The 26,966-nt window shown below is 70.0% G+C and carries 21 protein-coding genes and 1 pseudogene; 5 read left to right on the plus strand and 17 right to left on the minus strand.

The window, feature by feature from the left end:
* Window positions 1–3: 3 nt before the first annotated feature.
* From ACZ4UB_RS19635 to ACZ4UB_RS19665, 7 genes are all read right to left on the minus strand, one after another.
* On the minus strand, window positions 4–1,416 hold the full coding sequence (locus ACZ4UB_RS19635) for a lysine N(6)-hydroxylase/L-ornithine N(5)-oxygenase family protein (RefSeq protein WP_468071689.1): 1,413 nt from the start codon (window positions 1,414–1,416) through the stop codon (window positions 4–6).
* A complete protein-coding gene (locus tag ACZ4UB_RS19640; RefSeq protein WP_468071691.1) occupies window positions 1,413–2,855 on the minus strand; it encodes a pyridoxal phosphate-dependent decarboxylase family protein in 1,443 nt (480 codons plus the stop codon). The genes ACZ4UB_RS19635 and ACZ4UB_RS19640 overlap by 4 nt, the downstream gene beginning before the upstream one ends.
* A 177-nt stretch (window positions 2,856–3,032) precedes the next feature.
* On the minus strand, window positions 3,033–5,540 hold the full coding sequence (gene pepN, locus ACZ4UB_RS19645) for an aminopeptidase N (RefSeq protein WP_468071693.1): 2,508 nt from the start codon (window positions 5,538–5,540) through the stop codon (window positions 3,033–3,035).
* Window positions 5,541–5,677: 137 nt separating this feature from the next.
* Entirely contained in the window at window positions 5,678–5,998 is a 321-nt protein-coding gene (locus ACZ4UB_RS19650) for a chorismate mutase (protein ID WP_354383309.1), read from the minus strand.
* An 11-nt stretch (window positions 5,999–6,009) separates the two neighbouring features.
* Window positions 6,010–7,206 carry a sensor histidine kinase gene (locus tag ACZ4UB_RS19655; RefSeq protein WP_468071695.1) on the minus strand — a complete coding sequence of 399 codons (1,197 nt, stop codon included), beginning with the start codon at window positions 7,204–7,206 and terminating at the stop codon, window positions 6,010–6,012.
* Between the two features lie 52 nt (window positions 7,207–7,258).
* Window positions 7,259–7,915, minus strand: a complete 657-nt coding sequence (locus ACZ4UB_RS19660) for a response regulator transcription factor (protein ID WP_354383307.1) — start codon at window positions 7,913–7,915, stop codon at window positions 7,259–7,261.
* Window positions 7,916–8,138: 223 nt separating this feature from the next.
* On the minus strand, window positions 8,139–8,942 hold the full coding sequence (locus tag ACZ4UB_RS19665; RefSeq protein WP_468071697.1) for a serine protease: 804 nt from the start codon (window positions 8,940–8,942) through the stop codon (window positions 8,139–8,141).
* 176 nt (window positions 8,943–9,118) lie between these two features.
* Between ACZ4UB_RS19665 and ACZ4UB_RS19670 the strand changes: the two genes are divergently transcribed.
* Entirely contained in the window at window positions 9,119–10,012 is an 894-nt protein-coding gene (locus tag ACZ4UB_RS19670) for a hypothetical protein (RefSeq protein WP_468071698.1), read from the plus strand.
* A gap of 249 nt (window positions 10,013–10,261) precedes the next feature.
* Here ACZ4UB_RS19670 and ACZ4UB_RS19675 read toward each other — a convergent pair whose 3' ends face one another.
* From ACZ4UB_RS19675 to ACZ4UB_RS19700, 6 genes are all read right to left on the minus strand, one after another.
* Window positions 10,262–10,564, minus strand: coding sequence for a hypothetical protein (locus ACZ4UB_RS19675; RefSeq protein ID WP_468071699.1), 303 nt, complete (start codon window positions 10,562–10,564; stop codon window positions 10,262–10,264).
* A 58-nt stretch (window positions 10,565–10,622) separates the two neighbouring features.
* The gene (locus tag ACZ4UB_RS19680; protein WP_468071700.1) at window positions 10,623–10,802 is read right to left on the minus strand and encodes a hypothetical protein; all 180 of its coding nucleotides are present in this window, start codon (window positions 10,800–10,802) and stop codon (window positions 10,623–10,625) included.
* A gap of 249 nt (window positions 10,803–11,051) precedes the next feature.
* On the minus strand, window positions 11,052–11,312 hold the full coding sequence (locus ACZ4UB_RS19685) for a DUF397 domain-containing protein (protein ID WP_468071701.1): 261 nt from the start codon (window positions 11,310–11,312) through the stop codon (window positions 11,052–11,054).
* Entirely contained in the window at window positions 11,272–12,120 is an 849-nt protein-coding gene (locus ACZ4UB_RS19690; protein WP_468071703.1) for a helix-turn-helix domain-containing protein, read from the minus strand. The genes ACZ4UB_RS19685 and ACZ4UB_RS19690 overlap by 41 nt, the downstream gene beginning before the upstream one ends.
* A gap of 114 nt (window positions 12,121–12,234) precedes the next feature.
* Window positions 12,235–12,894 carry a DUF4360 domain-containing protein gene (locus ACZ4UB_RS19695; RefSeq protein WP_468071705.1) on the minus strand — a complete coding sequence of 220 codons (660 nt, stop codon included), beginning with the start codon at window positions 12,892–12,894 and terminating at the stop codon, window positions 12,235–12,237.
* Window positions 12,895–12,934: 40 nt separating this feature from the next.
* A complete protein-coding gene (locus ACZ4UB_RS19700; protein ID WP_468071707.1) occupies window positions 12,935–13,591 on the minus strand; it encodes a DUF4360 domain-containing protein in 657 nt (218 codons plus the stop codon).
* A gap of 395 nt (window positions 13,592–13,986) precedes the next feature.
* On the opposite strand from ACZ4UB_RS19700, the gene ACZ4UB_RS19705 reads away from it, so the two are divergent.
* Window positions 13,987–15,213: an MFS transporter gene (locus ACZ4UB_RS19705; protein ID WP_468071709.1), complete on the plus strand. Its 1,227-nt coding sequence runs from the start codon at window positions 13,987–13,989 to the stop codon at window positions 15,211–15,213.
* Here ACZ4UB_RS19705 and ACZ4UB_RS19710 read toward each other — a convergent pair.
* Window positions 15,210–15,980, minus strand: a complete 771-nt coding sequence (locus ACZ4UB_RS19710) for an MBL fold metallo-hydrolase (RefSeq protein ID WP_468071711.1) — start codon at window positions 15,978–15,980, stop codon at window positions 15,210–15,212. The two genes, ACZ4UB_RS19705 and ACZ4UB_RS19710, sit on opposite strands and share 4 nt — an antisense overlap.
* A 130-nt stretch (window positions 15,981–16,110) precedes the next feature.
* Between ACZ4UB_RS19710 and ACZ4UB_RS19715 the strand changes: the two genes are divergently transcribed.
* Together ACZ4UB_RS19715 and ACZ4UB_RS19720 are read left to right on the plus strand one after the other, a co-directional pair.
* Entirely contained in the window at window positions 16,111–16,620 is a 510-nt protein-coding gene (locus tag ACZ4UB_RS19715) for a SigE family RNA polymerase sigma factor (protein ID WP_468071713.1), read from the plus strand.
* A gap of 52 nt (window positions 16,621–16,672) precedes the next feature.
* Complete coding sequence (locus tag ACZ4UB_RS19720; protein ID WP_468071715.1) at window positions 16,673–17,461, plus strand: hypothetical protein; 789 nt, start codon at window positions 16,673–16,675, stop codon at window positions 17,459–17,461.
* Between the two features lie 133 nt (window positions 17,462–17,594).
* Here ACZ4UB_RS19720 and ACZ4UB_RS19725 read toward each other — a convergent pair whose 3' ends face one another.
* Window positions 17,595–17,954: a hypothetical protein gene (locus tag ACZ4UB_RS19725; RefSeq protein ID WP_468071926.1), complete on the minus strand. Its 360-nt coding sequence runs from the start codon at window positions 17,952–17,954 to the stop codon at window positions 17,595–17,597.
* Here ACZ4UB_RS19725 and ACZ4UB_RS19730 point away from each other — a divergent pair.
* Window positions 17,917–18,758: pseudogene (locus ACZ4UB_RS19730) on the plus strand (site-specific integrase); the annotation flags it as partial. The gene ACZ4UB_RS19725 and the pseudogene ACZ4UB_RS19730 sit on opposite strands and share 38 nt — an antisense overlap.
* Window positions 18,759–18,960: 202 nt before the next feature.
* Here the strand turns inward: ACZ4UB_RS19730 and ACZ4UB_RS19735 are convergent.
* Window positions 18,961–19,410: a hypothetical protein gene (locus ACZ4UB_RS19735; protein ID WP_468071717.1), complete on the minus strand. Its 450-nt coding sequence runs from the start codon at window positions 19,408–19,410 to the stop codon at window positions 18,961–18,963.
* Window positions 19,411–19,421: 11 nt separating this feature from the next.
* Entirely contained in the window at window positions 19,422–26,933 is a 7,512-nt protein-coding gene (locus ACZ4UB_RS19740) for a ricin-type beta-trefoil lectin domain protein (RefSeq protein WP_468071719.1), read from the minus strand.
* Window positions 26,934–26,966 lie beyond the last annotated feature (33 nt).

Consider the following 26,966-nt stretch of genomic DNA (forward strand, 5'->3'; position numbering starts at 1 on the left):
CGCTCAGGGGTGCTCGACGAGCGGCAGCAGTTCGCCAGGGACCTGCGGCCGGGCGGCCTCGCGCCGTTCGAGGCCGAAGGAGGTGAAGGCGGTGCGGGCCGGCTGCGGGTAGGGGTCCTTGCCGGTGAGGGTGTTGAGGATGGTGGCGCTGCGCCACGCGGCGAGCCCGAGGTCGGGCGCGCCGACGCCATGGGTGTGCCGTTCGCCGTTCTGCACGAAGACGGCGCCGGTGACGGTGGGGTCGAGCTTCATCCGGAAGCGGTCGTCGATGCGCGGGCGGCCCGAGGAGTCCTTGCGCATGTACGGGTCGAGGCCGGCCAGGATCCTGCCGATCGGGCGTTCGCGGTAGCCGGTGGCGAGGACGACGGCGTCGGTGGTGAGCCGGGAGCGGGTGCCCTGCTGGGCGTGTTCGAGGTGGAGTTCGACCTTGGTGGTCGCGACCCGGCCCGCGGTGCGGACGCTGACGCCGGGGGTGAGGACGACGTCGGGCCAGCCGCCGTGCAGGGTGCGCCGGTAGAGCTCGTCGTGGATGGCGGCGATGGTGTCGGCGTCGATGCCCTTGTGGAGCTGCCACTGGGCGGGCAGGAGCTTGTCGCGCACGGGCTCGGGCAGGTCGTGGAAGTAGCGCGTGTAGTCGGGGGTGAAGTGTTCCAGGCCGAGCTTGGAGTACTCCATGGGCGCGAAGGACGGGGTGCGGGCGAGCCAGGTGAGGCGTTCGCGGCCGGCGGGGCGGGCGCGCAGCAGGTCGAGGAAGACCTCGGCGCCGGACTGGCCGGAGCCGATGACGGTGACGTGGTCGGCTCCGAGGATCCGCTGCCGGTTGTCGAGGTACTCGGCGGCGTGCACGACGGGGACGGTCGGCGCTTCGGCGAGCGGGCGCAGCGGGTCGGGCACGTAGGGGGCGCTGCCGATGCCGAGGGCGAGGTTGCGGGTGTAGGTGCGGCCGAGGGCCTCGGCTTCGCCGTCGGCGTCGAGCTGGGTGAAGTCGACCTCGAAGAGGGAGCGTTCGGGGTTCCAGCGGACGGCGTCGACCTGGTGGCCGAAGTGCAGGCCGGGGAGCTGGCCGGCGACCCAGCGGCAGTAGGCGTCGTACTCGGCGCGCTGGATGTGGAAGCGCTCGGCGAAGTAGAAGGGGAAGAGGCGTTCCTTGTGCTTGAGGTAGTTCAGGAACGTCCAGGGGCTGGCGGGGTCGGCGAGGGTGACGAGGTCCGCGAGGAAGGGGACCTGGAGGGTCGCGCCGTCGATGAGGAGGCCGGGGTGCCAGTTGAAGTCGCGGCGCTGGTCGTAGAAGGCGGTGGCGAGGCCGCCGGCGAACTCGTGTTGTTGGAGGCCGTGGGCGAGCGCGGCGAGGGAGAGGTTGAAGGGGCCGATGCCGATTCCGACGAGGTCGTGGGGTGCTTCGAGTGGGGCGGTCATCGGTGGGTGCTGCCTTCCAGGAGGGTCAGGAGGGTGGCGAGGTCCCCTGTGGTGGTGTGGGGGTTGAGCAGGGTGGCTTTGAGCCAGAGGCGGCCGTCGGCGGTGGCCCGGCCGAGGACGGCCCGGCCGCCGAGGAGCAGGGTGCGGCGGGTTTCGGCGAGGGCGGCGTCGTCGGTGGGGACGGGGCGGAACAGGACGGTGCTGATGGTGGGCGGTGCGTGGAGCTCGAAGCCGGGATGGGCGTCGATGAGGCGGGCGAACTGCTGTGCTGCGGCGCAGGTCGCGTCGATCAGCCGGGCGAGGCCGTCGCGGCCGAGCGCGCGGAGGGTGACGGCGATCTTGAGGACGTCGGGGCGGCGGGTGGTGCGCAGGGAGCGGCCGAGCAGGTCGGGCAGGCCGGCCTCGGTGTCGTCGGTGGCGTTGAGGTAGTCGGCCTGGTGGGCGAGGGGGGCGAGCAAGGCGCTGTCGGGGACGGCGAGGAGCCCGGCGGCGACCGGCTGCCAGCCGAGTTTGTGCAGGTCGAGGGTGATGGACCGGGCCCGGTCGAGGCCGCTCAGGAGGGGCCGGTGACGGGGGCTGAGGGCGAGGGTGCCGCCGTAGGCGGCGTCGACGTGGAGGTCGGCGCCGTGCCGTGCGCAGAGGTCGGCGAGGGCGTCGAGGGGGTCGATGAGCCCGGCGTCGGTGGTGCCCGCGGTGGCGGTGACCAGGAGCGGGCCGGGGCGCTCGCGCCGGGCCAGGGTGAGGGCGGCGTCGAGGTCGGCGGGGTGCAGGGTGCCGGTGGGGGTGGGGATCCCGATGGCCGCGGGGAGGCCGAGGAGCCAGGCGGCGCGCGGGACGGAGTGGTGGGCGTTGGCGCCGTGCAGGACCGTCAGGGGGCCGGCGGCGCGGTGGCGTTCGCGGGCCAGCAGCAGGGCGAGCTGGTTGGCCTCGGTGCCGCCGGTGGTGACGAGGGCGTCCGGGTGCGGGGCGTCGGGGCGCGGGGCGCCGTACAGCTCGGCGGCCAGCGCACGGGTGACGAGCGCTTCGATCGCGGAGGCGGCGGGGGCCTGGTCCCAGGAGTCCAGCGAGGGGTTCAGCGCGCTGGCGGCGAGGTCGGCCGCGGCGGCGACGGCGAGCGGCGGCCCGTGCAGGTGGGCCGCGCACAGCGGGTCGGCCGGGTCCGCGGCCCCCGCGGCGAGGGTGTGGACGAGGGTGCGCAGGGCTTCGTGGTCGCCGTGCCCCCGCGCGGGCAGTACGTCGCCCAGTGCGGCGCGGACCCGGGCGGTGACGGCGTCGGGGCCGCCGGCCGGCAGGGGGCCGCCGCGGGCGGCGGCGCCGGTGGTGAGGGCGTCGAGGACGGTGTCGAGGAGGGGCCGCAGCGCGTCGGCGGCCCCGCTGCCGCCCGCGAGCGGGGGCAGCGGGGGCGGGGTGCCGGGCGGTGGAGTCGTGCGGATCGTCACGCGGGTCCTCACGGAAGCTGGGCGGGGCGCGGGGCGCGGCCCCGCCGGGCCCCCGCCCAACACAACGATCCGACCCTAATGGGGTAACCGCCGGGGTTTGTCCGGTGGTTGTTTTTCAGCCACCGCCCGGCCACCGCCCAACCGCTCCCCGGCCGCTCCCCGGCCGCCCCGGGGTGCTCAGCCGGTGCGCACCCGCAGGGCGCGCGCGATGTCGTCGAGCTGGTCGACGAGCTTGCGCCGGAGCAGCGGGATGGGCTCGCCCCGGTCGAGGCACGCCTGGCCGGCGTCGAGGTTGTCCTGGTCGATGGCGTGGACGGGGAAGGCGTAGCGGCCGACGGCCGCGGCGATGGCGGGCCCGCGGCGGGCGGTGACGGCGAGGGCCTCGGGGTAGAAGCGCGGCACGTAGGCGCTCAGGAGTTCGGCCTGTTCGGGCTGCCAGAAGCCCTGGGCGGTGGCGGAGAACAGGTAGTTGGACAGCGTGTCGTCGTGGAACATCCGCTCCCAGGCGGCTTCCTTGGTGTCCGCGTCGGGGAGGGCGGCACGGCAGCGGGCGGCGCCCTCCTCGCCGGTGGCGCTGGGGTCGGCGGCGAGGGCTTCGTCGATGGCGCGCTCGCCGACCGCGCCGAGGGCGGCGAGCCGGGCGAGGATCCGCCAGCGCAGTTCGGGGTCGAGCTCGGGTCCGCCGGGGACGGTGCCGTCGGCGAGCCAGGCGGCGAGGGTGTCGGGCTGGGTGGCGCTGTCGATGAAGGTGCGGACGGCGGCGAGGCGCAGTCCCGGTTCCGCGCCGTCCTCGGTGCGCCGGATGAGGGCGCGGGTGAGGGAGGTGAGGGTGGCCAGCGCCCCGGCGCGGTCCTCGGCGGGCAGGTAGCGGTCGGCGATCTGGCCGCGGGCGAAGCCGAGGACGCTCTGGACGATGGCGAGGTCGCCCTCCTGCGGCAGGTGGGCGGCGGCCGCTCCGAGGTAGGCGGCGGGCGCCAGTTCGCCGTCGCGGACCATGTCGCGGGCGGCGTTCCAGATGATGCTGCGGGTGAGGGCGTCGGGGATGCCGGCCAGGGCGCGCAGCGCGGTGTTCCAGGAGCCGGGGTCGAGGCGGACCTTGGCGTAGCTGAGGTCGCCGTCGTTGAGGAGGAGGAGCGCGGGGCGGGGGCCGACGCCGGAGATGACCTCGCCGGTGGGCAGGTCGAGGTCGAGCAGGAGGCGCTGTTCGAGGCGGCCGTCCTCGCCGGGCACGTCGTCGTAGGCGCCGACGGCGATGTGGTGGGGGCGGCTGCCGCGGCGCTCGACGGTGAGGGTCCACCCGTCGGCGTCGGCCTCGATGTGCGGGGTGAGGGTGTCGATGCCGGTGGTGCGCAGCCAGGTGTCGGCCCAGGCGTGGACGTCGCGCTCGGTGTGGGCGGCGAGGGATTCCACGAAGTCGGCGAGGGAGGCGTTGGCGAACTTGTGCCGCTGGAAGTGGGTGTTGATGCCGGCGAGGAAGTCCTTCTCGCCGAGCCAGGCGACGAGTTGACGCAGCGCGGAGGCGCCCTTGGCGTAGGAGATCCCGTCGAAGTTGAGCAGCGCGGACGCGGTGTCGGGGACGGCCTCGGGGTCGGGGGCGACGGGGTGGGTGGAGGGCCACTGGTCGGCGTCGTAGCCCCAGGCCTTGCGGGCGAGGCCGAAGTCGGTCCAGGCGCCGGTGAAGCGGGTGGCTTCGGTGAGGATCTGGTAGCCCATGTACTCGGCGAAGGACTCGTTCAGCCAGATGTCGTCCCACCAGCGCAGGGTGACGAGGTCGCCGAACCACATGTGGGCCATCTCGTGGGCGATGACCACGGCGCGCCACTGGCGTTCGGTGTCGGTGACGGCGGAGCGGTAGATGTACTCGTCGCGGAAGGTGACCAGGCCCGGGTTCTCCATGGCGCCCGCGTTGAACTCGGGGACGAACGCCTGGTCGTAGGAGTCGAAGGGGTAGGGCTCGGTGAACTTCTCGTGGTAGCGGTCGTAGCAGTCCGTGGTGATGCCGAGGATCTCCTCGGCGTCGGCGTCCAGGTACGGGGCGAGGGAGCGGCGGCAGTGGACGGCGAAGGGCAGCCCGGCGTGCTCGGTGCGGATCGTGTGCCAGGGGCCGGCGGCGACCGCCGCGAGGTAGGTGGAGATGAGGGGGGTGGGGGCGGAGCGCCAGATGCCGGCGCCGTCCGCCTCGCGCTCGCCGGTGCGCTCGGTGGTCCCGTTGGCGATGACGCTCCAGTGGGCGGGCGCGGTGACGGTGAACTCGAAGACGGCCTTGAGGTCGGGCTGGTCGAAGGCGGGCAGCACGCGCTGCACGTCGTCCAGGAACATCTGGCTGTAGACGTACGTCTCGCCGTCCGCGGGGTCGGTGAAGCGGTGCAGGCCTTCGCCGGTGCGCGAGTACCGCATCGACGCCTCGACGCGCAGCTCGTGCGGGCCCTCGGCGAGCCCGGTGAGCGGGAGCCGGTCGTCGGTCAGGGTCGCCGGGTCGAGCGGGGTGCCGTCGAGCGCGGCGGAGCGCAGTTCCTCCGGCTTCAGCTCCACGAAGGTGTCACCGGCGGCCTTGGCGCTGAACCGGATGACGGTGGTGGAGTCGAAGGTGTCCTCGCCCGTGGTGAGGTCGAGGGCGACGGCGTAGTGGTGGACGTCGAGGAGGGCGGCTCGGGTCTGCGCTTCGTTGCGCGTCAATGCGGACATGCCCCCATGCTGCCAAAGGGGCGGCGCGCACCGAAGGGCCGGCGGCCGGGGTCCGCTTCGGGACCCGCTGGACGTCCCGCGGCCACCGTGCGGACACCCCCCGGTCACCTCCCGGCCACCCCGTGGCCATCAGGTGACTACGCGTCGGGGTCTTCGGCCGCGGCGATCGTCTCGTGGTGGCGGATCACCTCGGCGATGATGAAGGTGAGGAGCTTCTCGGCGAAGGCCGGGTCGAGCTTGGCGTTCTCGGCGAGCTGGCGGAGCCGGGCGATCTGGCTGGCCTCGCGGTTCGGGTCGGCCGGGGGCAGCTGGTGCTTGGCCTTGAGGTGGCCGACCTGCTGGGTGCACTTGAAGCGCTCGGCGAGCATGTGCACGACGGCCGCGTCGATGTTGTCGATGCTGTCCCGCAGCCGGGCCAGTTCCTCGCGGACGTTCTCGTCGATGTCGCTGTTCGTCATGGTTCCCGAGCTTACGTGGCTGGTGGGGCGGGGTCTTCGGCCGCTCGGCCAGTGAGACGGCTGGCGAAGGGCAGGATCGCGGTGACGATCCAGCCGCCTTCGGGGGCCGGGCCGGCGCTGAGGGTGCCGCCCATCGCTTCGGCGCGTTCGGTCATGCCGGCGAGGCCGTAACCGCCGCCGCGGGCCTGTTCGGAGAGCTTGGCGGGGCGTCCGCCGTCGTCGGCGACGCGGACTTCGAGGCCGGTGCCGACGGTGCGCAGGCCGATGCGGACGGCGGTGGCGGTGGCCGCGTGCTTGCCGATGTTGGTGAGGGCTTCGAGGACGATGCGGTGGGCGGCGGCGGCGACGTCGCCGGGCAGGGTGTCGGCGAGGCCCTGTTCGATGTAGAGGACGACGGGCGGGCCGGTGACGGAGAAGCGGGTGGTGAGCTCGCGGATGTCGTCGAGGCCGGCGATGGGGGCGGTGCCGGGGCCCGAGTCGTCCTCGCGCAGGACCTTGACCAGGCGGCGCATGGAGCCGAGGGCGTCGCCGCCGGCGGTCTCGATGCGGCCGAAGATCTCGTTGGCGCGTTCGGCGGAGACGTGGGTGAAGCGCGCGGCGCGGGCCTCGACGACGATGCCGGTGACGTGGTGGGCGACGAGGTCGTGGAGTTCGCGGGCGAGTTCGAGGCGTTCGGCGGTGCGGACGGCGCGCACCTCGCGGCGGCGCTGGACGGCCTGTAGGCGCAGCAGCAGCGAGTAGGCGGTGACGACGACGGTGAGGACGGAGAAGAGCAGGGTGAAGCGGCCGGGGTCGGAGTCCCGGACGGGGACGGCCATGCAGCCCAGGCCCAGGATCGGGCCGAGGACGGCCGCGGTGCGGGCGGGCGTGCGCAGCAGCACGCCGCTGAGCAGGACGAGGAGGGCGATGGCCTCGCCCGCGCCCCAGACCACGATGGGGTGGTTGACGAAGATCAGGAAGGCGGTGGCGGACCAGGTGACGGCTGCGGCGAACCAGGCGCGGGCGACCAGCCCGAGCCGGGGCCAGGGCGCGGCGCCGAGGCAGACCAGGACGCCGGAGGTCAGGATCACGGCGTGCGGGACGGTGGGCTGCCGGGCCAGTACGGCCCCCTCGAAGCTGACGAGGGCGAGGAGCAGCACGATGAGGGAGACCCTGATCCGGTCGGCGCCGTGCGGATGCCGCCGCGACCAGCTGGCCAGCGGACTCACCCCGGGCCTCCGTGCGGGGGCCCGGCGGGAGCGGCCTTCGGTGGGGCGGGGCTCACGTCGAGCTCGCCGCCAGGCCGCTCTCCCAGGCCCAGGCGGCGATCTCGACGCGGTTGCGGGCGTCGAGCTTGGCCTGGACGTTCGCCAGGTGGGTCTTCACGGTGGAGAGGGACACGTACAGCTCGGCGGCGATCTCGGCGTTGGTCATGCCGCGGGCGAGGCACCGTACGACGTCCACCTCGCGCTCGGTGAGCGGTTCGGCGGGGCGCCGGGCGGCCACGGCCGCGGGGGTGCGGGTGGCCATCTCGCGCAGCAGCCGCACGGTGATGGCCGGTGAGACGAGCGAGTCGCCCACGGCCGCGGCGCGGACCGCTTCAACCAGCATGGCCGGACTCGCGTCCTTGAGGAGGAAGCCCGAGGCGCCGCCGTGGAGCGCCGCGTGGACGTACTCGTCGAGGTCGAAGGTGGTGACGATGACGATGCGCGGTTTGTCCCGTCCGGCGAGCCGCCGGGTGACTTCGAGGCCGTCCAGGCGGGGCATGCGGATGTCGAGGAGGAGGACGTCGGGCCGGTGTTGCTCGACCGCGACGAGGGCGGCTTCCCCGTCGACGACGTCGGCGAGCACCTCGATGTCGCTCTGGCTCTCCAGGATCATCCGGAATCCGGTTCTGACCATCTCCTGGTCGTCCGCGATGACCACGCTGATCGCCATGCGTTGCCTGCCCCACTGTCGCCCGTCGCCGTTGGACCCTTCCCATGGGACCGGCGCGCGGGTCGGACCGCAACCGCACGGCGGACCGCGGGGAGGGGACCGCGGCGCAGGGACGGCGCTGTGCCAGCCTCGCGGTACTGTCACCGACCTTACGTACATTCGGGGCGTAACGCCTCGTCCTTCCGGCCGCATCCCGCACGGCCGGAAGGACGAGAGCTGCGGGTCAGAGGCCGGCGGCCGCGGTCCGGATGGCGTTGGCGAAGGTGGACACCTCGCTGTAGACACCGGGCAGGCCCGGGCGGGCACAGCCCTCGCCCCAGCTGACGATGCCGACCTGGATCCAGGCTCCGGCGTCGTCACGCCGGAACATCGGGCCGCCGGAGTCGCCCTGACAGGTGTCGACGCCGCCCTGGTCGTAGCCGGCGCATATCTCGTCGCCGGGGACCAGCTGACTGCCGTAGGCGGCCTTGCAGGCGGCGTCCGAGACGAAGGGGACGGTGGCCTTCAGCAGGTAGCGCTGCTGGCCGCCGCCCTCGCGGGCGGCGCCCCAGCCCGCGACGGTGAAGGTGCCGTTGTTGTAGGCGGTGGTGTCGGCGATCTTGAGCGTGGGCAGGTTGATCGGCTTGGCCAGCTTGATCAGGGCCCAGTCCTTGCCCTGGCCGTTGTAGCCGGGCGCCTGGAGCACCTTGGTGGACTTGACCTTGATGGCGCTGGAGCTGTTGAGGTCGACGACGCCGGCGGTGGCGGTGATGGAGGTGTTGTTGCCGGAGCCGTTGACGCAGTGGGCCGCGGTCAGCACGATCTGGGAGCTGTAGAGGGCGCCGCCGCAGCCCATGGAGAGGCGGACCATGAAGGGGAACTCGCCCTGTGCGGCGCGGGTGCCGCCGACCACGGGGGTCGGGTCGGCGCTGGCGGAGCCGGGCTGGAGGCTGACGGCCGCGAGGGCGACCGCCGCGACGGCGAGGGCGCTGCGGATCGGACGGGTGGCACGACGGGTGACGCTCTTGGGGTGCAACACAGTCGGCACGCTGCCTTTCGTGGGGGGTGGGGCGGTGCGTGGGTGCGTCGCGCACGCCGCCGCGGGGACGGCGGACATGACGGGTCCATGTCACATCTAGCTCGGCGCGGGCACAAGCCCGCCGATTCGGCCAAGGTCATTCGGGACGTACGCCCCGAGGGGGACGGACGGGGCAGGGGGGACGGATGACGCACGGAGGCGGCCGGCACAGCCCGGTCGAGCACGGATTCCCGCACCTCGCCACGGTCCGCGCCGCGCTCACCGCGCTGCACCGGCGGCTCTCCACCGACGGCGTCCGCTCCTACGCGGCGGCCTTCGCCCCCGCCGACGCGGCCTTCTCCGACGGCGACGACCTGCACCTCGGCGCGCAGCGGGTGGCCTCCGCGATGGTGCGCCACCTGCGGCTCCCCGACGCCCGGATGATCATCAGCTTCCGCGCGATGGAGCACGCGGCCACCGTCGAGCTCGCCGCCGGACCCGAGTACTTCATCGAGGTCAACGACCGCTTCCGCACGCACCGGCGCGATCTGGCCGCCGCCCTGGCCCACGAGGTCACGCACGTCCTGCTGCACCGGCTGGACCTCGACTTCCCCACCACCGCCGAGACCGAGATCCTCACCGACACCGCCGCCGCCTACCTCGGGGCGGGCTGGCTGCTGCTGGACGCCTACCGCGAGGACGCGCTCACCCACCAGAAGCTCGGCTACCTGACCCCGGAGGAGTTCGGGTACGTCCTGGCCAAGCGCGGGGAGCTGCTGGGCGAGGACCTCTCCACCTGGTTCACCAGCCCCCAGGCGTACGAGGCCTACGTGCGCGGGCGCGAGCTGGCCCGCCGGGACCCGCGCCGGGCCCCGCTGGCCGCGGCGGGCCCGCTGGAGCGGCGGCGCTACGCGAAGGACCGCCGGGCCGGGGCCGCCGACCCGGTGCGGGGGGCGACGTACCGCTTCGAGCCCGGCCCCTCGGGGCAGCGGGTCAGCTTCGCCTGCCCGGTCTGCTGGCAGCGGCTGCGCGTCCCCGTGCGGGGGCGGCTGCGGGCGCGCTGCGCGCTGTGCGCCGCGGTGCTGGAGTGCGACACCTGAGGGACCTCGCCCCCGCACCCGGCCGGCCACATCCAGCCCCTCCGGCGCTTCAGGCCCCGCCGGAGGCCGGGCCCTCACAGACCGCCGCCAGCCGACCAATTCCAGCCTCGCCGGCGTTTGAGGCGCCGCCGGAGGCAAGAGCCCCGCCGGAGGCCGGGGCCTCACAGACCGCCGCCAGCCGACCAATTCCAGCCTCGCCGGCGTTTGAGGCGCCGCCGGAGGCAAGGACCCCGCCGGAGGCCGGGGCCATCACAGGCCACCGCCGCAACCCCCGCACCCCCCGCCCCCGCAGCCGCCGGGGCCGTATCCCCCCTCGCTGCCGGAGCCGGAGCCGGAGCCGCCGGAGGACGACCCGCCGCCGAACATCAGCATGCCGCTGAACATCGTGATCGCGGTCGGGACGGAGGCGCCGAAGCCGATGATGTGCCCGCCACCACCGAAAGCGTCCCGCGCGTCCTGCATGGCCGGATCGAACCAGACCCAGGCGAGCGCGCCCCACGTCCCCAGGCACAGCACCGCACAAACCGTGATCCAGACCGCTAATCGGCTCATGCCCCGGTTCGTGCCCCGCCGCCGGCTCCGGAACACCCGGCTCCGTGCCGTGCCGGCATCACGCGTCCGAGCACCCGCAGCCGCAGCTGTCACCGCCGCCCCCGCAGCCGTCGCCGTCCTCGTCGCGGGGCCCCCTCAGGGGCGCGCTGCCCCGGCCCCGGTTCGTCAGCCAGCCCAGCACGAAGAACGCGATGAAGGAGGCGAGGACGCCCCCCACGATGATGGCGTTCGTGCTCATGTGCGGGGTGTGCCCGGCCGCACGGGCCGGAACACCCCGCTCCGCGACGCGCGCGGGCCGCCGCGCACCGCCCCGGACCAACGGCCGGGGGTGCCGGAAGAAACGATGGACAACATGTTGGGTCGGCTGCGGTTCAGCGAGTGGATGTAGTGGGTAGTCATACCGCAGCGCACGAGAAGGACCGGACCCGACCTCCCGCCAGGGGGCCGGGTCCGGTCCGTTGTCCGGCCCCCGGATCCGGGTGGATGCCTAGAGCGCCCCGACGAAGGCCGCGAAGGCGACCCGCCCGACGGTGAAGACGGGACCGCCGGGGACCTTGGAGTCCCGGACGGCGACCTGGCAGGGCTGGGGGGCGACCTCTACGCACTCGCCGCCGGTGTTGCCGCTGTACGAAGCCTTGCGCCAGGCTGCGGGGGCGAGGGGGGCGCACTCGACGCAGTCACCGCCCGTGTTTCCGCTGTACGAGGACTTACGCCACCGCGCGTTGGCCAGGTTCTGGTTGGTGCCCATAGCGTTCCTCCATTACGCGGACGATCAATGCCGCCGATTCCTCCACCGAGAGGGCGGCGGCTTGCAGCTGAGCGTAACGAAGGGCGGACTCCCTGACCGTGTCAGGGTTGGCCGTCATGTGGCCGGAGACCAAGTCCTCGGTGTAGACGATGTCCGGGTCCCCGTCGAACCGCAGGGTGTTGAACGACCCGATCAAGCTGGCGTGTTCGCCTGCTGCGAAGGGAAGCACCTGCAATCGTGTCCAGCGGTGCTCGTTGAGGCTGAGCAGGTGCTGGAGTTGGTGCCGCATGACCTCCCGGCCACCGATCGGCCGATACAGCACGGCCTCGTCGAGCACCACCCACACCATCGGCGGACGCTCCCGCCGCAGGATCCGCTGGCGTTCCATCCTGGCCGCAACCAAGTCTTCTAGGTTGCTCGGCAGCCCCGTCGCGAGCACCGCTCGCGCGTACTCTTCCGTCTGCAACAGGCCGTACACCACCTGCGCCTGGTAGGTGGAGATGTACTCGGCCCGGGCCTCCATCTCGGCGTACGCCTGGAACCAGGACGGCAACTGACTCCTCAGCACCAAGCCCACCAGCCGACCGAACTGGCCGTCGGTTCCCAGGGCCGCGTCCACCCGCTCCGAGAAGTCCCGGGTCGGGACCCTCCGCGTCGTCTCGATCTGGCCGACCAGGGAGCCGGTGCAGTAGATGATGTCGCCGAGCTGCGCCTGCTTCAGCCCTGCGGCTTCGCGGCAGCGCCGCAGCTCGGCCCCGTAATAGTCGAGCGGGGAGGCAGTCGGATCGAGATCGGTGTTCTTGGTCATGGGCGGTCACCCCAAGTACGAGCCGTGCGGCGTACGTTCGGTCGACGACCGAGCGTAACGAGGCCGCAGCGCCCCGGTACCCGAATCCGGGCAACCGCCCCCGCACGGGTGGTACTACGCCCGCGGGCCCGGACAGACCTGCCAGGCGAGGTGGTACAGGGTGTTCACGCTCGCGTCCGTGGAGTCCATGGCCATGAAACTCGTCGTGCCCGGCGCGGACGTACCGGCGTTCACCCGCAACTCGGTGTTGATGTTGAAGTTGCGCTGCTCGCCACACGGCGCCCAGACCAGGTCGGCGTACTCGGTCTTGTCCGTCGTCTGCCAGTTGTCGTCGAGCGGGCCGGTGAACTGGTGGGTGCGCTGCGTCGTCTGCGGCATGCCCTGGAAGTAGTAGCCCGCCCGTTCCTGCCCGGTGGCCCCGCGCTGGAGGCTGCCGAAGCCGCGGTAGTCGGCCTGGACGATGGCGTAGGTGAAGCCGGACGGCACGTGGACCCGCAGGTTGAGCTGGCAGTTCTTGCGGAAGGCGGTGGGCGGGGCGCCCGGGCCGACCTGGGCGAGGTACTCGCTGTAGGTCACCGTGAAGGCCGTGTTGTCGGGTGCCACGGCCACCTGCGCGGTGCCCTCACGGCAACCGGAACCATTGACGGTGGCGAGCTCGATCACGATCTTGTCCGGCGGGACGGTGATGGGACCCGCCTGGGCGGGGGCTGCGGTGGCGAGCAGGGCGGCGGTCGCGCCGAGGGCGAGCAGGACTCGGGACAGGGAAGGAGACATCGTTGTCACTCCTGACCATTCGGTGGGTGGTGCGGGAGGATCAGGCGGCCGCCGGACACTGCTTCCACTCGAAGTGGTAGACGGTGTTCACGCTGCCGTCCGTCGAGTCCATGCTCATGAAGCTCAAGCCCTGCGGGTTGGACGAGCCGGCGTAGACCCGCAGTTCGGTGTTGACGTTCAGGATCCGGTCCTCGCCGCAGGCGGCCCACACCAGGTCCGCGTAGCCGGTCTGGTCACTGGCCTGCCAGTTGTCGGAGTACGGGCCGCCGAACTGGTGCGTGGTCCGCGCGGTCTGCGACTGGCCCTGGAAGTAGTAACCGGCGCGCTCCTGCCCGTACGCCCCGCGCTGGAGGCTGGCGAAGCCGCGGTAGTCGGCGCGGGCGATGGCGTAGGTGAACCCCTGCGGCACGTGCACCCGCAGGGCGAGCTGGCAGTTCTTGCGGAAGTCCGTGCTCCCGGCGCCGGCGCCGGCCTGGGCCAGGTAGTCGCTGTAGGTGACGGTGAAGGCGGTGTTGTCGGGCGCCGCGGCGACGTCGGCCGTCCCCGCGGGACACCCCGAACCGTTCGCCCCGACCACCTCCACGGTGACCCGGCCGGGGGGTACGTACGCGCTGTCCGCCTGGGCGGTGGCGGTCGGGACGGCGACGGCCGTCAGCGTCAGGGCCGCGGCCCCGAGGGTCCATCTGCGCAGGGTCATGTCCGGGTACTCCGTCCGGTGAAGGCGAACCCGGATCCGCAATCCGGATCCGGCTTGAGCATGCACATGCCACCACGCCCCCGCCGGCCCGGTAACCACCCGATACGGCCAACACCCCCACCCCGCCTCCCACTGGCCGGAACCAAAGAGTCCACTCCCCCCCACCGACCTCCCCATCAGCCGGGCCGTCAGCGCCGCAACGGCCCGCCCTCCCCAGGATGTCCGGATCCGCCACGCGCGGCCGCACCGAGCACGCCCGCCTGCTCGATCGGCACGGACGAGGTGATCCTCGTACCATCGTGCGAGGCATCAGGCACTCAAGGCTCGTTCACGGAACGGGAGTTGATGCTCACCACTACAAGGGGGGCGACATGGGCTGGGGCGGGGGTCGCGTCATGCGTGACCGGAACGTGGGGTTCTACCTCACCGGTGTGGTGGTGTCGGGCTTCGGCAGCTCGGCGATGTCACTCGCGGCAGGGGTGTGGGCCAAGTCGATCACGGGATCGGACAGCCTGGCGGCCCTGACCACGTTCTGCGTGTGGGCTCCCATGCTCTTCGGCCCGATCATCGGCACGGTGGCCGACCGGGTCCGCCGACGACCCCTGCTGATCTGGTCCAATCTGGCCATGGCCGCCCTGCTGCCCTGCCTCGTCCTCGTCGACTCCGCGGACCGGGTCTGGCTGCTGTTCGCGGTGCTGATCGTCTACGGCACCTCCACGGTGCTGATGGACGCGGCCGAGGCGGCGTTGGTCGCCGCCGCCGTCCCCGAGGAGCTGCGGGGCGACTTCAACGGCCTGCGGCTGACGGCCAACGAGGGCATGAAACTCCTGGCCCCGCTGCTGGGGGCGGGCCTCTACCTCCGCTTCGGTGGGCCCAGCGTCGCGCTCCTGGATGCGGCCACCTTCGTACTCGCGGCCGCGGCCTTCACCCTCATCCGGGTCCGCGAAGCCCCACCGGCCCGCGCCGAGCGGCAGCCCTGGACCGCCCAGGTCTCCGAAGGCGTCCGCTTCTTGCGCACGCACCCCACCCTCCGGCGCCTGGTCCTGACCGGTGCCGTCACGATGGGCATGGCCGGCATCAACGGCGCCTCCGTCTACGCCATCGTGGATTCGGGTCTGCACCGGACACCCGCCTTCGTCGGCGTCCTCTACGCCGCGCAGGGCGTGGGCTCCGTACTGAGCGGCCTGCTCGCCGGCGCCCTGCTGCGCCGCATGCCCGAACGCGTCTTCACCGCCGCCGGGGTACTCCTCTTCGCGCTCGGCGTCGCACTGCGCGCCCTGCCGTCCACTCCGGTCGCCCTGGTCGCGAGCGCCCTGATCGGCATGGGCCTCCCGTGCGCGCTCATCGCCGCCATGACCGCCGTCCAGCGCGACACCCCGAGCGAACTCCTGGGGCGGGTGGCGGCCACCGCCAACACCCTGCTCCTCGCCCCCAACGCCGTCTTCCTGGCCCTGGGCGCCGCCCTGCTTGCCCTCATCGACCACCGCATCCTCATCGTCGCCGCCGCGGCCGTGGCCGCCGGCGCCGCCCTCGGCTGCCTGACGAGCGGCGGCACCCGGGACCGGGCAGGGGCCGCCGAGTCGACCGGGGCGACCAAGACCCCGACCGAAGACCGGGCCTAACCGATCGAGAAGGTAGCGCCGGGAGCGGCGTATTCGACAGGACCGTCGAACCGGGCCGCGGCACGCTCCACCGCGTCCTTCGGCGTCAGGAAGCGCCCGACGTGCGTGACGATCAGCCGCCCCGCACGCGCCGCACTCGCCGTATCCCCGGCGTCCTCGGGCGTGTGGTGCACCCGCTCGCCCTCGGCCGGCGGCCGCGCACTCTCGGCCTCGCACAGCAACACGTCGCACCGGTCGGCCAGACTCGTCAGGCTGGCGCACGGCGCCGTGTCCCCGGAGTAGACCAGCGACCTGCCCCCGGCCTCGACGCGCAGGGCGAAGGCCGGTATGCCGTGCGCCACCGCGCGGCTGGTCAGCATCAGTGCACCCACTTGTACCTGATGACCGTCGTGCAGCTCGTGAAGGGCGAAGGCCGATTCGACCGGGCTGCGGGTCGCGGTGTTGGTGAGGAAGTGGGCCAGCCGATCGGCGATGCCGGGCGGACCGTACAGCGGGATCGGGGCGGCGAGCTCCACGTCCGCGAAGAGGGCCGCGTAGTAGGTGGTGAGCAGGTCAGCGCTGTGATCGGCATGCAGGTGCGAGATCCAGATCGCGTCCAAGTCCTCCAGCCGCACGTGCCGTTGCAACTGGGCCAGCGTCCCAGTGCCGGCATCCACCCACACCCGGGTGTGACCGCTGGACACCAGGTAGCCGGAGCACGGGTTGTCCACGCTCGGATACGGCGTCGCACACCCCAGAACGGTCAGACGGAGAAGATCACTGGTCATCCGCGGAGTGTAGGACCGTGTTCCACGGCCACTGAAAACTTCTCCGCGACATCCGGCCGTCCCGCGTAGTCAAGAGGGGTATGCACGGGGATCACCAGGCAAGCGACGCAAGCGAACAGGCGGGGACCGAGTGAAATCAGCACAGGAGGACGCGTACCTGGAATTCGTGTCCGCACGGGCGAAGGCCCTCTACCGCTCGGCCTACACCCTCGCGGCCGGCGACGCGCACCTCGCCGAGGACCTGGTCCAGGAGACCTTCAGCCGGGTCTACGTCCACTGGAACCGCGTGGCCCGGGCGGACAGCCCGGCGGCCTACGCCCAAACGGTCCTGGTCCGCACGTTCCTCACCCTGCGCCGCCGCCGCAGCACCACCGAGCGCCCGACCGGGACCGTACCCGACAGCGCGGACGTCGGCGGCCGCGACTCCGCCCTGCGCATCACCTTGATGGACGCGCTGGGCCAACTGCCGCCCCGGGACCGGGCGGTGCTCCTGCTCCGCTACTGGGAGGGGCACACCATCGAGGAGACCGCCCGCACGCTCAAGCTGAGCAACAGCGCGGTCCGCTCGCAGGGCACCCGAGCACTGGGCAAACTCCGCGCACTCCTGGGCGAAACCCTGTCCGACCTGGTCCCGCACTGAGCGAACGCCCCCTCACCCTCACCCACCAGCAACAGAGAAGTAGTGACCCACCATGCCCTTCGAAACAGACCTCGCCCACGCCCTGAACCGCACCACGGAGTCCCTGGACCCCGACCTCACCCCGCTCCTGACCGGCGCCGTCCAGCGCGGCCGCACCCACCAGCGCCGTCGCCGCACCGCCGCCGTCCTGGCCGGGGCCGGGGCCTGCGCCGCGATCGCCACATGCGCCCTGCTCCTCCCCACCCTCCGCCCCTCCGGCTCCGACATGGAACCGACGGCCCTGGCCCTACCCCGCTCCGCGGTCTCCGGTGACCAAATGATCCAGGCCCTGCAACAAACCTTCCCGGGAGCCCGGTTCAGCGAGCAGCACGGCCAGAGCAACAACCCGGCGGACCCCTCGGCCGGCTACGTCGCCAACGCCGGACTCATCCTCGACGACGGCCACGGCCCCGCCTTCGTAGGCATCTCAGCGGTCCGCCTGAAACTCCCCCTCCGCGACGGCGACGGCCTCACCTGCGACCGCACCCCGGCCCGCCCCAAGGGCGACACCTGCACCCTGACCGAACTCCCCGACAGCCCGACCACCCCCGGCGGCGCACTGCTCCTCTCAGAACGCAACGCAGCCGAACACACCCCGGGCTCCGCCCAACGCTGGACCCTCACCCTGACCCTGAAATCCACCGGAGCCCAACTCCAACTAACCCAGTGGAACAGCCCCGGCGGCGGCACAGGCCCCGAAACCCCCAAACCCACCCGCCCCACTCCCCCGCTCCCCGAAGCCCAAGCCCTATCCGCCCTCACAAGCCCCACTTGGTCCCCAATCCTCAACGCAGTCGGCTGACGCCCGCAGGGACGAAAAACGCAGACCTGAGCCAGCCAGCCCTGGCTGTACCTGGACCCGACAAGCGCCCGCTCACAGCCCCAAGCGGATCCAGCGCGGTCCGATAGCCACCGAGAACCCCGGGAAGCTGCGGCTATCTCTCGGCGGCGCGACTCTGGAAGCGTGCGGTACAGCTGGAGAATCGCAGCCGCGTCAGCCCTCCCCCTCGGCGTTCGCGTGACGGGGCCAACGCCATTAGCTGCTCCAACTCATCCAGGCGCACGGTCTTCACCTGGACGGCGCCGCCATCCGCGCCGGTGATCTCGGTCCAGACAGGTCGGTTCAGGCCGAGGAGGTGGCTGCTGCGTTCGACAATGCGTACGGAGCGGTACAGGGCGGCCAGGTCGCTGGTGCGGATCGCGGAGCGGTACACCCCGAAGAAGAGGCGCTCCAGCCGCTCGACCATGAGCTTGCGCATCGATGCCCGGCGCAATGAGCCCGGTTGCTGCGCCATCCGAGCATGCCGCTCCAAGCAACTCTCTCCGCTTACGCTGGCCTACATCCACTCCGTACTCACGTCCACGCTCGAGCACGCCGTACGTGAGGAGGAGATCCTGCGCAACGTCCGCACCGGCACACCCCGACCCCGCCGCTTCGAACCTCTCACCTCCGACGCAGCCCGCCAGCTCCTCACCACCACGCAGGGTCACCGGCTGCACGCCCCGTACGAACTCGCTCTCCACACCGGACTCCACAAGGACGAACTCCTCGGCCTGTACTGGGAAGACCTCGACCTCGACACTGGTACTGCCCCATCCGCCGTACCTTGCAGCGCACCAGTAGGGGCGGACTCACCACTCTGCCCACCAAGACCCGGGCCTCCGAATGCCGCATCGCCCTCACTGCCCGCTGCGTCCAATCGCTGAAGCTCCACCACGAACAGCAGCAGCGTGAGCGCAAGGCCGCAGGCACCGCATGGCAGCACAGCAGGCACGTGTTCACCACCGTGCAGGGCGGATCGATCGACCCGACCAACCTCACCCGCACCTTCACCGCGCTCCTCCGCAAGGCCGGCCTCCGCCGCATCCGCTTCCACGACCAGCACTCGACGGCCACGCTGCTCCTGGAACAGGGCGTCGAACTCGTCGTGTTCAAGGAACTTCTCGGCCACGCCCACATCGGCGACACCGCCACCGTCTACGTAAGGCTCCGCCACCAGCGAGACGCCATCGACCTCCTCGGCCACGCCCTCCGCGACTCCGCCGGCCAACCCGACGACCTCGACGACCCACCGCTCTGCGCAGTCCCCGTCCCCTGACGTTGCCGTCAACTTCTGCCGTCAGACACCTCTGAGGCCCCATCAGTCACAACCGATGGGGCCTCAGATTTGCGCCTGGAAATTCATGCGACTCGGATGGAGATCCCATTTTCGATAGGACCAGACTGCCGGATTGATCAGCAGGGGAGTCTACCCGACTCCAGCAATCTGGCAGTGAATCCTATCCATCGCAATCAGGAAATCAAGAAATGGAGGAACTATTGACGCTCGACCAATAACTGCGAGCTGCCTCGACAATCGGATCATACTCGGCAGATGCCACGACGGCGACCAGCGTAGGACCCATCAAAGATCCATCCTCGTCACCTCGCGCAACCACAACTACGTTCCCCTTGTATACGTATCCGTGGATCAACCAGTCGTCCAACGACTCGGCGATAGACAGGGTTGTGCGGTCGTGGAGCTCCTCCTCAGTCAGCAACGCCGAGAATACGGCATCCCTGTCCGAGAACAAGAGACTAAGCCGATCGTCTTCCAGATGCGTCAGGTCACCCAGCCTGGCCATGGCTGTGCCCAGAATGCACGGTTCAGTGTCACCGATCAATTGGCTGTCGACGATGAGCTGGAACCGGAACATTCCGCGACCCGTCAAAGGGGCGACAAGAATGCCAAATCGGCCGTCGTCGGTCAAGAACCTCACGTCTAGCCTCTCTTGACCTGAATAGGAACACGACTCATCGGAATCGGAACCGGAGTACCCGACTTCGTTACACCGTTGGTACTACCGCTCCAGTGCCACTTACCGTTGCCGTCATCGAAGTAACGGTAGTACTCGGCACTCTTGCCGGAACCGACCTTAGTCCACCTGGTGCCGTCGACGAGGACGCTCTTGCCGAATTGCTCCCCAGCATCACCGGGCAGCACTGCCTTCTTCGGAACATACGGGTTCGGACCACCCGTCGGATCATGGTGTCCCGGGTTCTCATACTCAGGGCATGTGCTGTTGTGAACGAGTACCGGCGTCTGCCCAGCGAGCACATAGTACGTGTGCAGGTCAGCGACGGTGAGATTGTACGTGACGATGGCCTGCCTGAAAGGCACATTCTTCGCGACTCGAGCGTTCTGCCCATCGGCGGTAAGCAGTGTAGCTCCGACGGCGAGGTCGCCAGCGTTGACCCATGCGCTCTCGGATGGCGACCAGAAGGGATGTCCGCTGGTAGCCGTCAACTCCTCGACACCCCCTACAGTATCGACCGATAGCGCATTAAGCTCCTTGTCTCCGTCCTGCTTAATTAGAGACGTGACAGCAGAAGGCTTCGATTCTCCGGATTCAGGGTCTGACGACATTACTTCATCGCCGACTTGAATATCTTCAATATTCTTAGTCGACCCATCAGCCATTTGAACCAGAGTGCCAGCGGGGAAGCAATTACCACCGACGCTCTTCTTTGCCTTGACCCCAGGCCCTACTCGCGCCCCTGCACCCTTTCCTGCCGCGGCTGAACCTTCTGGCACTCCGGACCCGAACACTGCGGCAAGAAATCCAGGGATCTGATAGGCATCGGAATTTGTATCGACCCCATTTTCCTGCATCCACGCGTCATAGTCGCCGCCGATGCCACAGCCGGGTGCACCTGCTCCAGCCTCGCCATTCCCATGCCCCCAGCAGTCACCATCCCAAATCCACGCGAATAGGTTTGATGTGTTGGCGACGCTACTTCCGGCCCCAGCTAGAGCGTTGCCGAGCGCCTGAGAAACTGGATCACGCTTCGGCCAAATTCCCTTCAGGTCATTCGCCGTCAGGCGTGGACGATCCCTTGGGATGAAGCCAGATTCAACAGTGACGCCTGATCCACCAGTGGGTCCTGTTATTCCCTTTAGGGGGCGAGAACGGTCGCGGCCAGTATTGATGTTATAGCTGCCGCTGTTCGTACTGTAGCGGTCGGCTGCTTCGAGGAGTCGGTCGGGGGACGCCTGGAAGCCTCCATCGTTCATGCCTTCGAAGTATTTCAGGCCGGATGGATCAGAATTTCCGACTGGGTTGCCATTGGAGTATGTGTACCCGTTCATCTGGAGTGGGTCGGTGATGTCGATGACCGGGTCGACGGAGATGAAGCGGCCCGTGGTGGAGTCGTATTCACGGGCGCCGATGTGGGTGAGGCTCGTGGTGTTGTCGTCGTTGCCGGTACCGAGGAAGGATCGGCTACCTGGCCAGTTGGCGGGCTGGGCGCCGCGGGGGTTGCCGTACGGGTCGGACTTGCGGCGGGTGATGGTCTGTCCGGTGGCCTGGGCGATGGAGGTCGTCGCGGTGCCATGGTGGTCGGACAGTTGGATGGTGAGCTGGTGGCCGGTGTCCTTGCCCTGGGTGCGGCGGACCGTGGTCCCGCCAGCGCCGGGGTAGTAGCGGACGGCGTCGATGGCCTGGCCGGCCTTGTTGACGGTGATCTCGGATTCGCCGAGGTAGAGGGTGCGGCTGCTGCCGTTGTCCTCGATCAGGCGGTTGCCCGAGGCGTCGTAGAGGTAGGTGGTGGTGTCGCTGAAGCCCCACTGCTGGTTGGTGCCGCCGTTGCAGGCCCACAGCTTGAGGTCCGTGCCGTCGGTGTCGACCGATTGCGGGACGTCCACGCACTGACCCGTCGCCGGGTTCCGGAGTGACTTGTCCCCGGCCTGGTAGGCGAACTTCTGCTTGTCGGACCCGTCACAGGTGGACAGGACCAGGTTCCCCGCGTTGTTCGTGAGGCACTTGCCCAGGGCCCGGACCGTGTCGCCGGTCAGGCGCCACTGCTGCGCCTTGGTCTCGTTGCAGGTCCACAGCTGGATGGGGGTGCCGTCGGTGTCGATGCCGTGGTCGACGTCCAGGCACTTGCCGGAGAGTCCGCTGACGGCTACGGCTCCGATGCCGGGGCTGGTGGCGGAGGTGACCTTGTTGCGGCGGTCCCAGTTCAGGGTCTGGGTGTCTCCGCCGAGGGTGCGGCGGGTGGTGTTGCCGGAGGGGTCGTAGCCGTAGGTCGACTGCGAGTTGATCGTCGATCCCGGCTTGCGGGTGACCGCGTCGACCTTGGACAGGGCGTGGGGTTGGGTCGTGGTGGTGGGCTGGGTGCCGTTGCCGGTGACCGTGACGCCGTAGGTGTAGGTGTACTCGTCGTCCAGGGCCGCGTTGGTGAGGTCGTGGTCGACGAGCTTGGTGCGGTTGCCGATGGCGTCGAAGGAGTACGACTGCCAGTAGCCGTCACCGTCCGGGCCGGGGGTGACGTCGTTCAGGGAGGGGCCGGTGCAGTTCTCGGTCTTGCCGGTCCAGGCCTGGGTGAGCTGGCCCATCGGGTCGTAGGCGTAGCACTGGCGGTCGGTGCGGCCGCCGGGCTGGCTGTCGGTGATCGAGGTGATGTTGCCGGCGGGGTCGTACTGGTAGGAGACGTCGCTGATCCGGTTGGGGTTGGCGGTCTCCCGGTCGGTGATGGAGTTGGTGATGCGGCCGGTGTTCGGGTTGTAGTTGTTGGTCGTCCACACGCGCTGCGGGGCCGCGCCGGTGGCGGTGCGCAGGACTTCGCCGAAGGGGCTGTAGAGGGTGTCGGCGGTGTACCAGGAGAGGCCGGAGAGGGTGATCGGTTGGCCGTCGCCGTTGTAGCGGGTGATCAGCTTCTCGGCGGCGAGGCCACCAGGGGTGGCCGGGAGGGTCGTCGACTGGATCTTGCCCGTGGGCGTGTACGTCGTGCCGTAGGCGTAGGTGCCGGCGAGGCCCTTGGTGGCGGGGACGTCCGGGATCGTGATCTTCGATCCGGTGGGGCGGTATTCGGTGTCGTAGCCGGTGACCTCGCTGGTGAACGGCTTGCCGTCGTAGTAGCGGGTCGAGGCGACGGGCTGGCCCTTGGCCCCCGGGAGGGAGTCGAAGGTCCAGGACGCGACGAGCGGGCCGTCGGCGGCGTCGTCACGGGTCTCGGTCTTGCGCCCGAGGACGTCGTACGTCGTGAACTGGGTCCTACCGGAGGAGTCCTTGGCCCAGATCTGCTGGTCCAGGTTGTTGTAACCGAACTCCGCCTGACCCATGTCCGGGTCGTTGGACGAGGTCATGCGACCGCGGGCGTCGTAGCCGTACGTCCAGTTGTTGCCGGCCGGGTCGGTGACCTTGGCGAGCTTGTTGCGGGTGTCGTAGTTGTAGCTGGTGGTGTTCCAAATGGTCAGGTCGGTAGACGTGGCGTACTGGACGAGCGCGGTACGGCCCAGCGCGTCTGTGGTGGTCTTGGTAGCGCGGCTACCGCCGAGCGGGGTCGTGCCGTCGGCCGACATCGCGGTGCGGGTGAGCGTCCAGTCGCCCTCGTAGCGGGCGGTGCTGGAGTACTGCGGGACGTCTGCGAAGAGCGTCGTCGTGCGGACCGCGCGGCCAAGGCCGTCGTAGGCGGTCTTGGTGGAGTTGGGGACCTTGAAGACCGACTCGGGGACGAAGATGTGCTTGTCCGGGTCGCCTTCCGCGTAGTACCCGTTGTTGGTCTGACGGACCGTGCCGTCCGCGCTGTAGAAGGTGTCCGTGATCAGACGGCCGCCGCCGAGGGCCTCGGCCTGGGACTGGCGCGGGCGCAGCAGACCGTCGTAGATCACAACGGAGTTGGTGTAGGTCCCGTTGTCCTGGAGCGTGCTGCTCGTGACAACCGGCGGCTCGTGCTCGGAGATCTGGTAGGCGAAGGTGTACGCCGCCTTGTCCTTGCCCGGGCTCTGCGACGGGGTCCACACGGCGGTGGTGCGGCCGAGGTTGTCGTAGGACGTGGTGATCTTGCGGTTATTGCTATCAGTACTCTCAAGGGCGCTGCCGCGGGCGGGGTCGGCCTTGGACACCGTCGTGTATCCGGCGGCATTCGTCACCGTGGTGGTGAAGACCGATCCGATGGCCGGGCTGTACGCCGTCGATGCAGCCTTGCCCGACGCGTCGTACGCCTTGATGGCACGGCCGAGGGTGTCGTACTCAGTGCGAGCCGTGGTGATCCAGCCGGTCCCGGCCGCATCATTCGTGTCGACCTGATAGGGGAGGCCCTTGACCGGAGCGGTGCCGAAGGCATTGAGCGCGTCGTATGAGGTACGTGCGTCGGAGAGCGTTGTAGCGGTGGCGGCGTGGGCGCAGTCACCGCTGCTCATCCGTGTCCGTTGAGGCAGCCCGATCAGGTACTTGTTCGTGTTGTGGACGTAGGTGGTGGTGAGGCAATTCTGGTCGACGGTTGTCCAGCCACCCGCGCCGTTCGGGGCGAGAGTGTCGTTCTGAGCGGTCACCGCAAGGCCATAGACGGGCTCGACGGTGGACGTCGTTCGGCTGATGCGCGTTGCACCGCCGCTGACCGTTTCGATCTTGTCGGTACGAGGAGTGCTGACTCGGTATGCGTCGAGCGGAGTCGTGCCGTCGCGCGGACGGGAGGCGACCTTCTGGTTCGCCGTCCACGTTAGTGTGCGCGTGGCGACGCTCCCGCCGGCCTTGGTGTAGATGATCTCTTCGAAGGCGCGGCCCTGGTAGGGAAACAGGTCCTCGCCTAGGTCCTCGGTACCCGTGGAGTCCTTGACCGTGATCTTCGGGCGTCCCGCGTCGGCGGACATGCCCCGGAAGTAGCGGGTGCGGGTCTGGGACTGTTCGGTGGCGTCTGCGGCACCTGTGTTGGCGGTGACACCCTTTTTGACCATCAGGCTCGCGTATCCGCGCCACTGGCTGTAGGTACGCAGTTCGGGCTTGGTGAACTCGTCGGTTTCCTTGGCCCAGGCGCCGTCACCTTCATAGGTGTAGCTGGTGACCACCGCGTCCTGGCGGGCGACGCGGTCCTTCTCTGTCACCCGGTCGACGACGTACTTGTTGAACCACTGCAGCGGCGGCGTCTCCAGGTCATGGTCGGGTGACCAGTGGACCGGGTAGCAGCGGGTGGTGTTCTCCTCCGGCTTCGGATGAGTACCGCCCACCGGGCAAGGAGCGGAGTAGTCGGCGTGGACCTCGCCACCCGTCTCGGTGCGGATGGTCTCCACGCGCAGGCGGTCGAAGTCGGGGGTCGCATCGGTCGTGCTGGTCGCGACACGGTTGGGCATGTCTGTGACGTTGGCGAGGAAGGAGACCGGTGGCAGCGTGGTGCTCGGTTGGTTGCCGTTGGCGTCCTTACCCGTCCCGTACCCCGTGCGGGTTATGGACTCCAGCCACAGTGGCGGGTGGGTGTCCGTGCGCTGTTTCGGGAAGGACTGGGTGAGGTTCCACCGGTCGACGAGCGATAGCTCGGTCGAACCTTCGGTCCGCTGCGTGTAGGTCGTGACTGCGGTCAGTCGCTTACGGGTCCAGAAGGTCGGCGAGGCGTTGTAGCAGTCCTTCTCGGCGGCCTTGCAGTAGAGGGTGGAGGGGGTGTCCCACCAAGGCTGCTTGTCCTCGTAGTTCTTTGACTCGAACTCAGTGTCCGAGCAGGTGGTCTTGCCTTCCTTGATGCACCGCTCGTCGACCTTGAACTCGACCCTGCCCGCAGGGGTGCCGGAGAGGTTGTCGGAGCGCAGGCCGTAGGTGATCTGCGTGGGGTAGCCGGCGCGGTCGTAGGCGACCTTGTCCTTGGTCTTCTGGTTCTTGGCGTAGCTGTTGGTTTCCTTGGCCCAGTCGACGATCATCGCGTTACCGTGGACGTCCTCGACGTAGTCGAGGTTCCACCGCCAGGCCTGGGTGCAGGAGGAATCGGCGTAGGCAGCCTGGTAGCAGGGCTCGCCGGGGTGATTACCGAAAACCGGGACGGTCAGGACGGAGTTGGTGACCGGCCGACTGCCGGCGCCGTCCACATCATGGCGACCGAAGAAATAGCGGGTGCCATCACGCTGAGTAACGACCCAGTACTCACCATCCTTCGCGCCATTGGGTACGGCCGCATCCGTCTTGTGTTCGACCTTCAGGCCACTGTCGGAAGACGGGACCCACTGGCCGGTAGTGGCGTCGTGAACGAGCTCGACGCTGCCGCCGCCGAACGCCATCACCACGTTGTCACCGGCCCAACACAGGTCGCTCTTCTTCTTGTCCGTGCTGTTGTCGTTGTTCGGCTTCCCCGAGGTCGCCTTGAGGTCGTCGGCGCACGAGCGGTAACGGCGCTCGATGTATCCGGGCTCGTAATCCCATCCGTCACCAATCCAGGACGCCTGGCTGTTGGCAACCGAGGTCTTACCGTCCACGGACTGTGAGGAGTACGAGAACGCGAGCTTCGGGGCCGGGCCCGCCGGAGGTGCGGGCACAGTCAGCGGGTAGGTCCAGGAAAACCCACCACCGCTACCCCCCTCGGTCCAGCTGCCTGACGCGGCCAGCGAGGTCGCCTTGTACGAGCCGCCCGCGCCGGAGCCCGAGTCGGACGCGGCGAGGACCATCGGGCCGCCACCGCCGACCGCCATGGTGCGCAGGCCCTGGCCCGGCGCGGTGGCCGGGTCAATGGTGGCGCGGACGGTGCCGGTGCTCGGGTCGTTGGTGCTGGGGACGTCCTTCGCGGTGGTGCACTCGGGGACGTCGGGGGTGCGCAGGAAGCACTCCGGGAGCTGCTTGAGCTCCAGGCGGCTGGACCATTCGGTGCCGAAGAGGTCCTGGAACTTCTTGTAGTCCAGCTGGACGTCGACGGGCGTCGATCCGGTATCCGGAGGCGTGACCTTGATGATCGCCCCGTCGTCGACGACGGCCGCGGCTTCATTGGCGGGGCGGGCCTCGATCGAGACCTTCCACGTGCCCGACGGGTCGGCCGGGGTGGGGTTCGCCTCGGTGGGCGAGGCCTTGCCGATGCTCACCGGCAGGGCGCCGGCCTGCACCAACTGGGTTCCGCTGCCCGGGTTCAGGGGCACGTCGGCCGATCCCGTCGCCGGCGTGGCCAGCTTGGACGGCTCGTAGCCGGCCGGCGGCTGTACGGGCGCGCCGTCCCAGCCCTCCAGCTTGGCCGCGGCGACCTTGTCGAGCTTGGCCTTCATCTCCTGCTGGAGACCCGGGAGCGCGATCCCGCGGTCGCCCGGTGGCGCCGCCCAGGCCGCACTGGGCAAGAGCCCGGCGACGAGCAGCACCGAGAGGACGACCCCGGTGCGTCTGGCCATGCGACCGCGCACGGCACTCGCCTTCCCATTTCTGGGCAGGCGGAAGTTGTTCGCCGAGAACGGCGACATGTGGACCCCCCCACGCTCTGCCAGCCGCGCCGACGGCATACGGATGGCAGGAAAACTGACAAATTTGCAGTTGATTCTGCGGGCGTACGCCACAGGAAATCCATAGCTTCACGACCAATGTGGCCA

This window comes from Streptomyces sp. NPDC028419 (assembly GCF_055565515.1).